The organism is Halobacillus faecis (assembly GCF_007991335.1).
Taxonomy (GTDB): domain Bacteria; phylum Bacillota; class Bacilli; order Bacillales; family Halobacillaceae; genus Halobacillus; species Halobacillus faecis.
This window is the reverse complement of sequence record NZ_BJYD01000001.1, coordinates 1-14,744: the sequence shown is the minus strand read 5'-3', so window position 1 is coordinate 14,744 and position 14,744 is coordinate 1. Positions and strand designations below refer to the sequence as shown.

General features: G+C 40.9%; 16 protein-coding genes. 4 read left to right on the top strand and 12 right to left on the bottom strand.

Annotated elements, in window-relative coordinates:
- Nucleotides 1-19: 19 nt before the first annotated feature.
- Nucleotides 20-664 (bottom strand): tRNA (guanosine(46)-N7)-methyltransferase TrmB, encoded by a 645-nt coding sequence (trmB, locus tag HFA01_RS00075; RefSeq protein ID WP_146812535.1) that lies wholly within the window; start codon nucleotides 662-664, stop codon nucleotides 20-22.
- Nucleotides 665-925: 261 nt separating this feature from the next.
- Between trmB and HFA01_RS18745 the strand changes: the two genes are divergently transcribed.
- Nucleotides 926-1,099 (top strand): hypothetical protein, encoded by a 174-nt coding sequence (locus tag HFA01_RS18745; RefSeq protein ID WP_167506119.1) that lies wholly within the window; start codon nucleotides 926-928, stop codon nucleotides 1,097-1,099.
- A gap of 433 nt (nucleotides 1,100-1,532) precedes the next feature.
- On the opposite strand, the gene HFA01_RS00070 is transcribed toward HFA01_RS18745, so the two are convergent.
- Both HFA01_RS00070 and HFA01_RS00065 read right to left on the bottom strand, forming a co-directional pair.
- Entirely contained in the window at nucleotides 1,533-2,339 is an 807-nt protein-coding gene (locus tag HFA01_RS00070) for a phosphotransferase family protein (protein ID WP_174787796.1), read from the bottom strand.
- A gap of 158 nt (nucleotides 2,340-2,497) precedes the next feature.
- Entirely contained in the window at nucleotides 2,498-3,427 is a 930-nt protein-coding gene (locus HFA01_RS00065; RefSeq protein ID WP_146812534.1) for a diacylglycerol/lipid kinase family protein, read from the bottom strand.
- An 88-nt stretch (nucleotides 3,428-3,515) separates the two neighbouring features.
- On the opposite strand from HFA01_RS00065, the gene HFA01_RS00060 reads away from it, so the two are divergent.
- The gene (locus HFA01_RS00060; RefSeq protein WP_146812533.1) at nucleotides 3,516-4,535 is read left to right on the top strand and encodes an EAL domain-containing protein; all 1,020 of its coding nucleotides are present in this window, start codon (nucleotides 3,516-3,518) and stop codon (nucleotides 4,533-4,535) included.
- Here HFA01_RS00060 and HFA01_RS00055 read toward each other — a convergent pair.
- Genes HFA01_RS00055 through HFA01_RS00035 form a run of 5 tightly spaced genes read right to left on the bottom strand, consistent with a single transcriptional unit; the run spans nucleotide 4,522 to nucleotide 9,594 of the window.
- Complete coding sequence (locus HFA01_RS00055) at nucleotides 4,522-5,445, bottom strand: NERD domain-containing protein (RefSeq protein ID WP_146812532.1); 924 nt, start codon at nucleotides 5,443-5,445, stop codon at nucleotides 4,522-4,524. The genes HFA01_RS00060 and HFA01_RS00055 overlap by 14 nt on opposite strands.
- A gap of 1 nt (nucleotide 5,446) precedes the next feature.
- Nucleotides 5,447-6,004: an RNA 2',3'-cyclic phosphodiesterase gene (thpR, locus tag HFA01_RS00050; protein ID WP_167506120.1), complete on the bottom strand. Its 558-nt coding sequence runs from the start codon at nucleotides 6,002-6,004 to the stop codon at nucleotides 5,447-5,449.
- Complete coding sequence (locus HFA01_RS00045; protein WP_146812530.1) at nucleotides 6,001-7,182, bottom strand: MFS transporter; 1,182 nt, start codon at nucleotides 7,180-7,182, stop codon at nucleotides 6,001-6,003. Before HFA01_RS00045 ends, thpR begins: the two co-directional genes overlap by 4 nt.
- Nucleotides 7,183-7,198: 16 nt before the next feature.
- Nucleotides 7,199-8,572 (bottom strand): dipeptidase PepV, encoded by a 1,374-nt coding sequence (gene pepV / locus HFA01_RS00040; RefSeq protein ID WP_146812529.1) that lies wholly within the window; start codon nucleotides 8,570-8,572, stop codon nucleotides 7,199-7,201.
- 2 nt (nucleotides 8,573-8,574) lie between these two features.
- Complete coding sequence (locus tag HFA01_RS00035; protein WP_146812528.1) at nucleotides 8,575-9,594, bottom strand: potassium channel family protein; 1,020 nt, start codon at nucleotides 9,592-9,594, stop codon at nucleotides 8,575-8,577.
- Nucleotides 9,595-9,778: 184 nt separating this feature from the next.
- Here HFA01_RS00035 and HFA01_RS00030 point away from each other — a divergent pair, with 184 nt between their 5' ends.
- Nucleotides 9,779-9,976: a DeoR family transcriptional regulator gene (locus HFA01_RS00030; RefSeq protein WP_371860294.1), complete on the top strand. Its 198-nt coding sequence runs from the start codon at nucleotides 9,779-9,781 to the stop codon at nucleotides 9,974-9,976.
- Between the two features lie 68 nt (nucleotides 9,977-10,044).
- Here HFA01_RS00030 and HFA01_RS00025 read toward each other — a convergent pair whose 3' ends face one another.
- Together HFA01_RS00025 and HFA01_RS00020 are read right to left on the bottom strand one after the other, a co-directional pair.
- On the bottom strand, nucleotides 10,045-10,770 hold the full coding sequence (locus HFA01_RS00025) for a pseudouridine synthase (RefSeq protein WP_146812527.1): 726 nt from the start codon (nucleotides 10,768-10,770) through the stop codon (nucleotides 10,045-10,047).
- An 18-nt stretch (nucleotides 10,771-10,788) separates the two neighbouring features.
- Nucleotides 10,789-12,396 (bottom strand): putative polysaccharide biosynthesis protein, encoded by a 1,608-nt coding sequence (locus HFA01_RS00020; protein WP_146812526.1) that lies wholly within the window; start codon nucleotides 12,394-12,396, stop codon nucleotides 10,789-10,791.
- A gap of 103 nt (nucleotides 12,397-12,499) precedes the next feature.
- On the opposite strand from HFA01_RS00020, the gene HFA01_RS00015 reads away from it, so the two are divergent.
- Nucleotides 12,500-13,759, top strand: coding sequence for a BaiN/RdsA family NAD(P)/FAD-dependent oxidoreductase (locus tag HFA01_RS00015; protein WP_146812525.1), 1,260 nt, complete (start codon nucleotides 12,500-12,502; stop codon nucleotides 13,757-13,759).
- Nucleotides 13,760-13,963: 204 nt separating this feature from the next.
- On the opposite strand, the gene HFA01_RS00010 is transcribed toward HFA01_RS00015, so the two are convergent.
- Nucleotides 13,964-14,203 carry a protein YuzH gene (locus tag HFA01_RS00010; protein WP_246139229.1) on the bottom strand — a complete coding sequence of 80 codons (240 nt, stop codon included), beginning with the start codon at nucleotides 14,201-14,203 and terminating at the stop codon, nucleotides 13,964-13,966.
- A 67-nt stretch (nucleotides 14,204-14,270) separates the two neighbouring features.
- Nucleotides 14,271-14,540 (bottom strand): hypothetical protein, encoded by a 270-nt coding sequence (locus tag HFA01_RS00005; RefSeq protein WP_146812524.1) that lies wholly within the window; start codon nucleotides 14,538-14,540, stop codon nucleotides 14,271-14,273.
- Between the last annotated feature and the right edge of the window lie 204 nt (nucleotides 14,541-14,744).

The window sequence follows — 14,744 nt, the reverse complement described above, 5'->3', positions numbered from 1 at the left end:
AGAGCTAATGAAAACGGTATCATCCAGGGAAACGTGCGGTGCAACGATAGATGGGCTGCCCTTTTGCGGAGAATTTTTCTTCATATTCCGTCTCCACATTTAAAGGATCTTCATCTGCATGCAAGTCCACTGAGACATCTTCCAATATCATCCCGTAATTTGAGAAACTTACGAGAGAGTACTCAAAGAGTCCTTTATTATCTGTCTTCAATGTAACTTGACCTTCTTCCTTCAACACGGCTTGATACTGTTCTAAAAACGTATGGAAAGTCAAACGGCGTTTTTCATGTTTATTCTTAGGCCATGGATCTGAAAAGTTCAAGTAGATATGATCCACTTCGTTATCTTCAAACAGATCCCTTAGGTCTTTCGCATTTTCGTTAACCATGCGGACATTGGTTGTTTCAGCTGCTAGGATTTTCTTGACAGCTCCGACAATGACACTTTTCACAAATTCCAATCCAACAAAATTAATATCCGGATGCTGTTTCCCCATACCAGCAATGAACTGACCTTTACCTGAACCTATTTCTAAATGCAAGGGCTGTTCTTGGTTAACAAAAAGCTCCTTCCATTTGCCTTTCATTTCAAACGGTTGTTGGACCACAACTTGATCATTTTCCCTTAAAAAGTCATCGGCCCAAGGTTTATTTCTTAAACGCATGTAATGGATTCCTCCTTCTTATCGATAAAATGGTACCACGAAGCTGCTTAAAATAAAAATTTTTCTCGTTTTCCTTGGTATATAAGGGAAAACGGATGTAAACCGTCTATATCAGACGATGCATGAGCTAATCATACACCACTATGAATATCAACGATAAATTTCGAAATATGAATGGTTTAAGGGGTTGGGTTGTAAGCGCTTTCTGATATAGCATTAGTATCGTGCCTTATTAAATAGACAGGAGTGATGATCAAACATATGAAAATGATCTCTAAAGCGATTGAACTGACTGTATTGGCTGTTTTCTCTGTACTATTTGCAGGTTATGCACTATTTATATATCCTTTTGAAAAATTATCAGAAATGATGAGCGCTGAAGTGAAAGAAAAGAAACTTAAATATACACCAGCTAAAAAAAAAACCGTTGCCTAAGCAGCGGTTTTTCTTTTTACATCAAATTCTCTACTCTTTCACGATCGCTCCCTTTACTTGAAGACTAAGTTTCGGGACTTTTGTTGAGCGGCGGGGGCTGCGGGGAATAACTCGCACTCAGAGGGAGAGCGGTGAGCACATCCCGCACCCCTTAAAGGAAGCCTGGCCTGGTTGAAATAATGAATAACACCCCCTGGCCATGGATACGGGGTCAGGGAAATGGTGAGACTCCTGTGGGAAGTACGTGGTAGATGAGCCCCAGCAGAGCGTTAGCTCGAGAAGGCTCATCACTCGCCCACGGAAAGCGAACCTTTTCCCGGAGCCCCTAAGCTCCCATAAAAGTCTCAAAATCAAGTCTTCCATAATCCTGCCATTTAGTTGAATATGTATGAAGTTAAAAAGTTCCATCTGAATAAATTCAGATGGAACTTTTTTATATGATTTCATGCTTTCTCATAATTTTTTTCAGCTTCTCTGTCCGAATGGAAGCTTCATCGTATTCGCCTCTCATTTGATGCCATTGTATGAAAGCCAACGCCTGCGACACAGAGTACCACTTCATTCGTTCATACATATGAGAATCAGGGTAAATTCCATATTCTTTTAACCATACATTCCAGTGATCTTCAGGGATATAATTGTATAAAAGCATGCCAAGATCAAGAGCTGGATCAGCTACCATTGCGTTATCCCAGTCGATAAGGTAAAGCTGGTCTTTGGAAGACAACAACCAATTATTATGGTTTGTATCGCAGTGACAAACGACGTGTACATCATGGTGGACACGGTGAGCATGTTTTTCTAAGAACTTAATGGCTTGATGAATTTCTATACGAGGATCGACTTGATCCAGGATTTTTTGGTTTTCTTTGATATCTTTCAGGACTTCATCCGGTGTTAACGGATGTTTCCCAAGTCTCATTAGCATATCAAGAAGTTCTGTGGAATGGTGGATCTTGCTAAGAAGGTTAGCCACACGTCTATGTTTCATTTCCTCAGGCTTAAGTTCGCGCCCTTCCAGCCACTCCTGTGCTGTGATTACATCTCCGTTCTCAAGCCGTTTGGTCCAAACAAGCTTTGGCACAATACCTTCAGCAGATAAAACGGCTAAAAAGGGGGAAGAATTTCGTTTTAAGAATAAACGTTTTCCTTCGGTCTGAGCGTAGTAGGCTTCTCCTGTCGAACCGCCTGCTGGTGTTATCGTCCAATTACTACCAAGAATATGTTCCAACCAATTCACCTTCAATTCCTCAAATCCTCTTGTGATTGAATCACGTCTTTGTTTGTTGTTCTAGTATATCGTACTTTGGTAATGATCCAAAATTTTCATGATACCGATTCAACAGTTACCTTATTTTAGATTAACCCATCATTCTGTCAACTTTCAAGAGATATCTATCAATCCGAGTAGAATGTTGTCGATGTTTCCGCTTTCTTAATGCTGCAATCAAAGCAAGACCCACTTTGACCGTCCACTTGAAAAGGCAGCGGTTGTTCTGAGCTTATCTGCACAGTGGAAGCTCTCCACTCTTCCACTTCCTTCATTCTCGTATGCAAACCAAAAAATACGCTGACAAACATGGCCAACAGCTTTTTTTTAGAAATCGGTTTGACCACTAGTATGGATAACCCTTTACTATTTATCTTCGCTTTCGGGGCAATCTTCATTCCACCCCCATAATAAGAATGATTGGTTATGGTCACCATCATAGCCTGGTGGATATTGATTTGTTTCCCATCAAGAAAAAGCTCAAAATGGATGGGTTTGACTTTCGAAATAGATCGAAGAAGAGCAAAGGGGTAGGTAAGTTTAGTGATGTGAAACTTTCTAGTCCAAGATCTGTATTTTTGCTCATTCGCTGCATCTACTACTAAACCATCAAGCCCAAAGCCGATACTATTTATAAACGTACGTCTTCCTTGCTTCTGCCTTTGATTAAGAATGTAGTCAGCAAGAAGGACCTTTTTTTTCTTTGGATTTCTCACATAGGATCGGAACAGCTTTAGGCCTCGCTTTTTCAAGGTCAGGCCCCGTGCAAAATCATTCCCGGAACCCGCTGGTATAAAACAAACGGGAGTGTCAGAATAATGTCTTATTCCATTCACAACTTCATGGAGTGTCCCGTCGCCACCAAGGACAATAATACCTTTTAAAGTCTCATGGTGTATTTTCGTCACTTGAAGTGCCAACCTTTCTGCATGCCCGGGTTCTTGAGTTAGGAATGACCGACAATTCTCTTTCTTGTATAACGTTTCTTTTTGTATTCGTCGAAATAGGTTCATCGCTTTACCATTACCAGCTGCGGGATTGACAATCATTATGTACATGAGACATTTCTCCTACCTATGTGATCATATCATTATACAACGTTCCTATTATTCTAGTATACTATTAGTAAAAAAGGAGGAATATATTTTGGCTACCGATTGTCAATATTGTGGTACTTCTGTATTTATACCAGAACAGGGTGCATTAGTTTTGAACTCCAAACATTCCAATAAAGAAGGAAGTGTATTTCCGCTTCGTCTCACCTATGAAAGTCCGGAGGCAAAAATATACACCTATAATAATAAAGATGAATTAAGACTGGCGCTCGTCGATTGGTTTGAAGAGACGATACCAGATTACTGGGTACATATTCTCAATACCGAAAATTCTCAATCATTTCCGATATCCATTCGACATTTATATGAGAGGTTACAATACCCTGAACTAGCGGAGCTGATCCATTCCGGGCTTTTTCAGTCACACTTACAACCAATCGTGGACATGAAGAACAACCGCGTTTATGGATATGAGTCTCTACTTCGGACGAAAGACCTTTCTGTCCCACCAGGGGAATTATTTTCATACGCCAGCCGCTCTGGTTTACAATCCATGCTTGATCAAAAAGCCCGAAGGACGGCGGTAAAAGCAAAGTCCGAACATCTCAATTCAGGAGATAAGATCTTCATCAACTTTTTACCATCGACGATCTATGTCCCAGAATTTTGCTTGAAGCACACATTCCAAATCGTTAAAGAATTCAACATCGATCCAGAAGACCTAGTTTTTGAAGTCGTTGAAACAGAGAAAATCGATGATGTTGAACATTTGAAGTCCATTCTCGAAACGTACAAGGCTTCAGGAATGAAAGTGGCATTGGATGATGTCGGTTCTGGTTACAGCACATTAGAGATGCTCAGCCTGCTCCAGCCGGATTATTTGAAAATTGATCGTTCTTACATTCGAAATTGTCATACAGACGTGAACAATCAAGCTTTTCTATTCGATGTAATGGAACGGGCAAAACAGTTAAACATCCACGTACTCGCTGAAGGGATTGAATTGCAGGAAGAATGGGAATGGCTTCAACGATTAGGTGTTGATTTTGGCCAAGGTTATTACATCGGTAAACCTCAGGCTGTGCCGGAAAAGGAACTCATCCTTCCATAAAATTTTCATCCATGTCCCATTCTGGACGTTTAACAGCAGTTGTTCGACAATGCTTCAGCAAACATTCTGCTACCTTCAATTGATCATGCTTCATCGGAGACCTAGCTGCCCTTTTCTCATGCAACCATAAGGAGTAGTGGTCTTTACCAATCCAATCCGTTTGATAGGGCACTTGTCCTTGTCCCAAATCGAATCGCATGTTTTGGGATAAGACGACTTTGCGGTAAGGAAAGTCCAATCGGTATTTTTTCAGTACACTTTTCACAAATGTTTCCGTCCTTCGGAGGGAGTGCATTGGGCTTAGCACCCTGCTCTGCACCCCTTCCTTTTCAATAATCCAACTTTTTTCTGAAACGGGATGGATCAATTCACCGGTTGGATGAGAAAGAATAGAGATGATTTCAATACCTGATGGCCCTATAAGCAGGTGGTCAATCTCTACCTCTGCATTTTTCATTTGCACAACAGGCTCAAACATAAGAAGAAAGGTATCCGGAAAACGTTGTAAGAAATACTTCAAATCCTTGTTTTCTTTGTAAGAGGAAGCAAGAAACGATTTCTCCCTTAAAGTGGTCGTCGCCCATTTCAATTGAAAAGGGATTAAACCATCTAAGTAGTATTGCTTCAAGTCTTCTTCAGAGGAAGGGAAATCCAGCTCCCTCACCGAAACTTCATTGTTTGTTTCCTGTTCCTCTTTTGGTTTCTTTTTGAAAAAATTTTTAATTCCTTTAGGCATGCTTTCTTCTCTTCTTATGCCTTTTTCTGTTAGTTCTTCCGTCCAACCTTGTTCGAACCGTTTCTTCATTTTATTCCAGTGGTCACTTTTCAATTTCACAAACTGGCTTGGATATTGATAGATATTCGTTTCATATCTGGAAATATAATCCTTCAATTTAATTAGTTGTGCCATATTAAATCTTCTGACCACCTTTAATCGTCGCCACTGTTTCGTATTTAGGATGGTTTCCAGGGTGGATACGGAAAAAGGAGAATTCGTTCACAACCATTTCATACGTCTCCAATAGGACAGAGTCCTTGGAAGCGTCTATTAATGGGGACACCCCTTCTGCCTGCTTTTTGGCCAGTGTGATATGCGGATTGAACTTGCGTTTTTCCTTTTGAAAGCCTAACTCTTCACCAATACCGTCCACTTTTTCTTTTGTCTCCATTAAGGAAGGTACCCTCTGCACTCCAGCATGGAAAACCCTTGGCCGCTCCTGGTCACCGAATCCCCCGGCCGGACCCACAGTTAACGGATATGCAGAAGGCCAACTTTCATTTCTCAAACGGTGCACATATCGTTCAACCGTTTCATCGGAACAACTTCCAAGAAACTTTAGTGTGATATGCAAATCTTCCTTTGCCGTCCAATCTTTATAATTCATTGTGCCTCGTAAAATAGACTGCCAATCCATCAATTTTTCACTAATCTCAGCATTGACTTTTATACCAATAAAATAATGACTCATGCCATACGCTCCTTCCATTCAGGTTGAAACATTTTGTTAACGACCAGAAGAATGATGATTCCTATACAAGTCATAAGAGAAAATACGCCATACATGAAAGAAACACCTCTAAGATCAATGAACAACCCTCCAATGAATGTAAAACAAGCATTCCCAAGACCGTTTCCGACAGCTGAATACAAACCCACAGCTGTAACCCTTACATCATCGGGTGCCAGTTCCCGTACTAGAATGAGGGCAGCAGGTATGTAAAGTCCAACGGAGATTCCCTGGGCAACCGTCGTTGCGTAGACGATTGTACTGGAAGGTTCAAAATAATAAAACAACCATCTTAAACAAGAGATCGATGCACTGAAGATGATAATAAATACGACCCCAAAACGATTGATGACCCTTTGAGCGAATTTCATGAATGGAGCTTCACTTCCAGCAGCAAGTAAAAATGCAAGCCCTACTCCAGAAAGTGTCCCCCCTACAGCTAAAATAAACGTACCGAAATAATAATTATTCGCTAGGACTGGGCCAAAGATGAGAAAGTTAGATACAAGAAAAAGCAAAAAAGGCTTTTCTTTAAGTAAAGTTTGTAATCCTTCTCTAAAGGAAACCGTCACCTCATCGGCTCGCTTTGGAAATTCAAATAACGTGATTAAGGCGAAGAGTAGTCCTAACGAAAAAGAATAAAAAATCCAGGTCATCGATCCAGTTGCTTCTGTCAACCGGCCTAAGACAAAGACAGCCACAGCGAAACCAACCGCTCCCCATAGCCTGATGTTGCCATATTCCTTTCCATTCCGTTGGACAAAATTCAATGATAGGCTGTCAGACAAAGGAACAATTCCTGACTGGAACAACGCGATACAAATGATACCTAGTAAAAGGACGGGGAATAACTGCAACCAGGGATAAAAAAATCCCAGTACAGAAGCGAAAATGGAAGCGATCATCAATAATCGTTTCGGATTCCTTGTATAGTCACTCAGCATCCCCCAAACCGGTTGTACAAAAATGGTGACCAGGGGAAGGGCTGCGATGACCATACCGATTTCGGTGTGAGTCAGCCCTTTTTCCTCTTCTAAAAAGACAGATAATAATGGAAAGATGGAACCGAAGGCAAAAAAAGTGAAAAAGTAAAACATCTGAATAAAACGATATGTCTTCTCCGCTGATTGTTCGGGCATTGCGTGGTCCCTCTCTTTATCTTGTCAATTCATATAGACTTTCAGCATAGATTTCAATGGCTTTGATCATATCAGTAATTCTTACATGTTCGTCCTTTTGGTGAGCGGTGTCCGGACTATCTTCGAATAAAGCACCGAAAGCTACTCCCGCTTCAAGGGCTCTCGCATAGGTCGCCCCTCCCATCGTCTTCACTTCCGCTTCTTCACCTGTAACTTTGTTATAAACAGATAGCAATGTTTTTACAAACGGATGGTCCTTTTCCAGGTGAATCGATGCCAAGTGATCATAGACCTCATACGTACCTTTATTTTTTTCAGCAAAATCTTTTAATTTCTGATCAATGGCACGATAATCTGCACTTACAGGATACCTAAGATTGAAGCCAAGCTTACACGTCTGTTCATCCATTTCGATCGAACCAAGGTTTGAAGTGAGAGGTCCCGACACTTCATCCATTTGCTTTACATTCAGCCCTTTGCCATCTGTCGTTTCAAAAGCCTTATATATCTTTTGTATAAATGATTCATACTCACCATTCAGAGGAAGGGATTGTAGGAAACGTAATAAAGCTGTAATGGCATTCAACCCTTCTTCCGGCTTGCTAGCGTGCACGGCATTCCCTTTCACTTTCACCTCATATCGTCCGGCTGCAGACTTCACTGTCCCTTCGAGCTTGTACTCGGCTGAATAATCATTGAAAACCTTCTCTATATCCAGAGGCGATTCAATCCAAGCCACTGCCTCATCAGGCACCATATTTAAACGGTCACCACCATGCACAGAAACTACCTTCGTTTTTTCCTTACTTTCAGGTACTGGATAGGTGATATAGCTGTCTAGCAACCCTTTTTCAGCATGAATGACCGGAAAGGATGCATCAGGGGTGAAGCCTAGAGAAGGCATCAACTCCTTCTTAAAATAATAATCAATCCCCTTCCAGTCTCGCTCTTCATCCGTACCAAGAATCAATCGAATTTTTTTCTTCGGTTCGAACCCTTCCTCTTTTAAAAGTTTCAGAGCGATGTAGGCAGCCATCACCGGCCCCTTGTCATCTTGAGCACCACGGGCATATAACTTTCCATCCCTTATGGTTGGTTCAAAGGGAGGTGTGGTCCAACCGGAACCTGCCGGGACAACATCCAAATGGCCAAGAACACCAATGATTTCATCTCCCTCTCCGAATTCAATATGGCCACCATGTCCATCCACGTTTTTAATGATAAATCCATCATCTTGCCCTATACTCATCATTTTCTCCAACGCATCATGAATCGGTTTTCCATAGGGATACACAGAATCTTCCTCAAATACACTAGGAATTTCCAATAACTCCATCACGTTCTTTACATATTCCTTTTCGTACTTTTTACTTAACGCATGAAAGTCCATACTTATTCTCCTTTACTTAGAATTTTCTCATATGTTGGTTTATCACATACAGCATATAACTCTGCATCGTCCGGGATGGGTTCATCTAATTTACGATTAATAGTTAGATCATTCCGATCAGCAATTAATGTTGCACCATCATCAAGTAAAGACTGAAAAGCATCCCGATAGGTTCTCCAATTGCCTTTCTTCGGGATGTAATATAGGTCTTCTCCTACCGATCTCTTAAGCAACTGTCCATAAATGCCGGACACACCTTTTCTAAAAGCTGAGCGGACGGCAAGAGAAGAAATTGTTTCATTGGAAACGATGAATTCATCGATTTGGGCATGCTTGAAATTTTTCACATGTTTTTCTTCCATAATCTCCGCAATGGTATGAACATTAGGTGCTACAGTTTCAATAGAAGAAGCAATTAAGAGGGTTTTCCCATCTGTCATCTGTTCATTCCCCAACCGCTCATCTGCAAAGATTAGGACGGCTCTTGCTTGAGATATGTTTGCCTTTTCCAATGTATCTTCGTCTGAAGCTTCGCCTTTTATGTAGTGGATGTTTTCTGTAAGGATGGGAGCTTCTTTTAATTGATCAATGATGACAATATTGCATTGCTTGTTTGTTTCCATCATTTCCTTTACAGCAAAGTGGGCCTTTTGAGACCATCCAATAATGACGAAATGACCGCTCTCTTTATACACAATATCACCTTCCAGTCGTTTTTTTCGGAAAATGGCTAAGCCATCAATAATTTTTCCTATCACAATACCAATAAGTCCAATACCTATGACATATAATAGTATCGCAATGGAACGTCCTGCTACCGTCACCGGAAAATAGTCACCATACCCTACAGTCGTAACTGTTGTCATCACCCACCAAAAGCCATCAAAGAGAGTTGGGAAGGTATCCTTTTCCACAACAACAATTAAAATACTTGAGAACAGAATAAGAAGAGCGCTCGCAGTGAAAAGGACAGTATTGTTTACTCTTACCATTTTAAAAAAGATCTTCCGAAGTAACATCATCGGTCCAGCCTCCTAACTTTTAATATTTTGTAAATTAGATGAATAATCTGTAAATTGAAACGATTATAGTAGCACGTTCCGTCTCATTATTGTAGAATGAAACCAACTTCAGAGATACACATGCACCACAAGTTCCATACAATGACGATTAAGGAGTGGTTTTTTGAATCATCCATCATCCCGCATGCTCAATCGGATTAAAGCTGTTTACCTCTATATTAGAGACCGGGGAACAGTAACGACTAATGAGTTAGCAGACGAGTTCGGTATCACTGACCGTACTATGCAGAGGGACTTAAGCATTTTGGAATATAACGGGCTGGTATCTAGTCCGCATCGTGGAAAATGGACAATCACTGAAAAGAAAGTCAAAATATCATAGAAGATGAGGATATAGATGACACCCGGAAAAAATTCCGGGTGTTTTTTTGATTGATTATTCAAAGATGTCTACTGTTCTAAGTTTGTGATTCCCATCAAATAGTCAATCTCTTCATCTGTCAGTTCTCTGTACTCTCCAAGTTCAAGATCATCATCCAGCTCAAGTTCGCCGATCATGACCCTTTTAAGATAAGTCACCTTCTTATCAACGGCTTCAAACATACGTTTCACCTGGTGGAATTTCCCTTCAGTGATTGTCAACTCTATTTCGGAAACATCTCCGGATTCGAGAATAACCAATTTCCCTGGCTTGGTTTGATAGCCGTCATCCAAGGTGACGCCTTCAGAGAATCTCTTGACATCTTCTTCAGTTACTTCTCCATCAATGACAGCGAAGTATGTTTTTCCGACATCTTTCTTGGGAGAGGTTAGTCGATGATTAAGCTGTCCATCGTTCGTGATCAACAACAATCCCTCTGTATCTTTATCCAGTCTGCCAACAGGAAACGGGTCAAAGACCTGGTCCTCAGGCTGCAAAATATCAATCACCGTTGGATCATGGGCATCTTCCGTCGCAGAAATTAAATCGCCAGGTTTGTTCATCATCAGATAAATGAATTCTCTATACTCTACTTCCTCCCCCATCACTGTGACTAGATCTTCACCAGGGTTCACATGGGTTTTTGGGCTCTTTTCAGGGTTTCCATTAATTCGTACGTTTCCACCCTTCAAAAGAGTTTTTACTTCTTTCCTTGTGCCATATCCCATATTAGCTAAAAGTTTATCAATTCTCATCTTGGACAAAACCTCCTTTTATCCTCTTTTTAAAAATCTATCCAATATACGAACACGATCACCTAAGACACGCTCAAGCAGTGTTGTTTGATAGGTTAACCACAGGTAAACAAGACCTCCAGCACCAATACTGAAGAACAGAACAATCAGTGCATCCAGTCTACTTTCCATTGGATCTAAAATGAAGCCAAGCACCCATTTGATCAAGAGCACAACGAGTGCCATGATTGTTGTCAAAATCAAAACGAGCAACGTCCTCTTAAACAGCTGTTGGTAAGAAAATTCAATGGAAGTGAAAATACGTCCGAAGTTAAGGATAACCGCTGCAGCAACACCAATGCCTGTTGCAATGATTGCACCTTTTGCTCCAAATAGTTGAATGAGCCACCAGTTTAGTCCCAGTTTCAACAGTATCCCTGTCCCAAGACTTATGACAGCAAAATTCTGTTTGTTGATCCCTTGTAGGATGGAGGAAGTTACTGTATATAATGCCAGGAACAATCCGACAGGCGCATACCAGCGTAATAAATCTCCACGATATTCGAGCTCATCCACCCCATAGAATGTCCCATAAGCCTCAAAAGCGACGACAGAAAGACCGACGACAGCTGGGATAATCAATAAGGCGACGATTTGTAGCGCCTGGTTGATCTGGTGATTCAAACGTTTCATCTCATTTTTAGTGAAAGCCTGAGTGATTGCCGGTAAAAGAGCTAACGATAACCCTAGACCTAGTGTGACCGGAATCATAATTAATTTATGACTCAGGAAATTGATGATTGAAAAAGCATTGTTATACTCCAATCCGGAGGCTTTAATTGCTTTTTCTAATGTGAACTGATCGACAAGCTGATACAGGGGTGTAGCAATCCCCACTAGGATGAATGGGCCTGCATAAGCGAATAACTCTTTGAACATATCCTTGTTGGATAAGCCATACGTGTACTCTTGAGCCTCTAACTGACGATCCAGAAACGGCTTTCGTTTTCTCCAATACCAATAAAGGACAATACAAGAAGCAATTCCTCCAATGAATGCAGCGAACGTTGCAAAACCAACCGCTTGTGGAATAGGTCCTTGAAGAACTTGTACAATAATAAAAACAGAAACAAGCAAGAATACAATTCTTACAATTTGTTCAATCACCTGTGAAACGGCTGTAGGCGCCATAGATTCATGCCCCTGGAAGAACCCTCTTGTAATACTCATCGGCGGTATGACAAGTAAGGCAAAGCTGACCATCTGTATGACCATCGTGGCATGTCCAAGGCGATCAGAGTCTTCACCAACCGTCCATGCAGCCACCTGCTCTGCAGAAAAGAACAAGATCAAGAATGCCAATACACCAGTAATGGACATAAGCGTCAAACCAGCTTTTAACATCTTTCGTCCTGTTTCATAGTCTCCCAAAGAGTTATACTTTGAAACAAACTTGGAGACAGCTACAGGTACCCCCATACTGGAAAGACTAAGTAATATGCTGTAAGGGACGTAAGCAATCGAGAATAAATCTGTTCCTTCCGTACCTACCATATTTTCAAACGGAACGGTATAAATCATTCCTAGAAACTTTGACAAAAATGTTCCGGCCGTTAATAACATCGTACCTTTAAGTATCTTTGACATAATTCGCTTTTCACCTTCAATTTTATTGTAGAATCGACCTCATCTATTTTATCATAGATAAAGGAAGAACAAGGAACGAATGACCTAAGAAAGGAAGACATCCATGACTTACCAAGTAACTGTCATTGGTGGAGGCCCATCAGGACTCATGGCTGCAATTGCTGCCGCCGAGCAAGGTGTCGACACTCTACTGATTGATAAAGGAAAAAAACTAGGAACAAAGCTGGCTATATCTGGCGGAGGACGTTGTAATGTCACGAACCGCCTTCCAGAAGATGAAGTGATCAAACATATACCTGGAAATGGTAAATTTTTATACAGCCCTTTTTCTGTATTTAACAATTATGACATTATCGATTTCTTTGAAGGCCTTGGTGTCGCACTGAAAGAAGAAGACCATGGACGAATGTTCCCTGTCAGTAATAAGGCCAAAGATGTCGTCCAAGCCCTTCTGAACCGTATGGACGAATTGAATATTGAAGTTCGCACAGAAACTCCTGTGGACGCCATTCATTACGGAGAAAACGAACACCATGTGATCTTAAAATCCAAGGAAAAGATTGTGACCCGGTCCCTTATTCTTGCTGTAGGTGGTAAGGCTGTACCTCACACGGGCTCCACTGGGGATGGATACGCATGGGCGAAAAAAGCGGGGCATACCATTACGCGGCTTTTCCCAACAGAAGTGCCCCTTCTTTCCAAAGATCCATTTATTATAAACAAAACTTTGCAAGGGCTCTCCCTCAGAGACGTGGATGTCTCTGTGTTAAATGAAAAAGGTAGAAGAATTGTCACCCACCGGATGGACATGTTGTTCACCCACTTTGGCTTATCAGGCCCCGCTATTCTAAGATGCTCTCAATATGTAGTAAAAGAATTCATGAAAGGACATCGTCCTGTAACCATCGAAATTGACGCGCTACCTGATGAGAAAGAAAATGTTCTATTAAACAAACTACAAAAGATGATGGAAGAACATGCAAAGAAAACTTTCAGGAACGTGATTAAGGGTATGGTGCCGGAACGACTACTTGATTTTGTTCTTGAGAAATCCGAAATAGCTCCGGATGAAAAGTCTGCCAACATATCAAATGAAAAATTACGGAATTTCACTCATATGTTGAAAAACTTCCATGTCCATGTTCATGACTCTCAGCCGATAGAAAAAGCCTTCGTCACAGGCGGTGGTGTGTCAATAAAAGAAATCATCCCCAACACGATGCAATCCAAGCTTATGGAACGCCTTTATTTCTGCGGGGAAATCCTTGATATCCACGGTTATACGGGTGGATACAACATTACCTCTGCCATGGTCACCGGTAGAGTTGCAGGTATGCATGCAGCATGGGAATCTATGTCATAAATCAAAAATAACTGTAGCTTCAATACCATGTTCAACTTTTGACAGGATTATAGAAGGATCGATATCGACTTTCCTGAGGAATCTTACCACACTCCTAGGGAAAGCGAGTCGGTCCCAACGCTCCTCAAAAGTACCCAAAGTTTAGCCTCCCACATTCGGGAGTTTATGTTTAAAAAGGTTGATACAAAAAAAGTCGAGAGAGGGTTAGCCCTTTCTCGACTTTCTTTGTTCATATTCTTTCAATCTACCTAGTTCCTCATTTATTAAATGCTGCATCTCTTCACGATCTTCCTGAGAAACAAGAGGATCGCTCTCATCCCAATCGACCATGTACACAATATAAAACCTTCGAATCCGTCTAAAATAAACCGTAGAATATGGAAACTTATCAAAATACCCTCGGACCATTTTTCTTCTTGAGTAGCTCCAACGCACTAGTTGCATTTGGATCCCTCCGAACATACATTCTCATGTACAGTATAACGAGGATTACTAAGAAACACAACAATTTCTACCAAATAAATACAAGTCCTAAATAAGCGAAGAGAAGACTGCTAAATAAATATAAGAATCCATACGTTTTTAGTCTTTCATAACGGTTGGTGATGCCAAATACTCCGACAAAGGCAAGCCAAACAATAATCCCTACAAAGAAGATGTGTTGAAGAAAACCGATGTCCTCCTTCAACGATACAAAATAAAAACCAAGTGGGATTAATAAAAGCATCATTGCGTATTTCCAATTCCAAAACGTATTCCTTTTCCTTACCAATTCCGCCATTGTCTACATCCTTCCTCTCATAAATCTCATAAATAAATCTTCATTTATTACATTTCAGTTTATTTCCATGTACTCAACAGTTGGCTCAGCTTAGTAAAAGTTAGGAATGCTATGTACACTACTATTTTACCAAATGTTTTCAGATATCCATAACTAAACAACCCTTCAGGAATATTCCTGAAGGGTTGACGTATAACGTGGCGG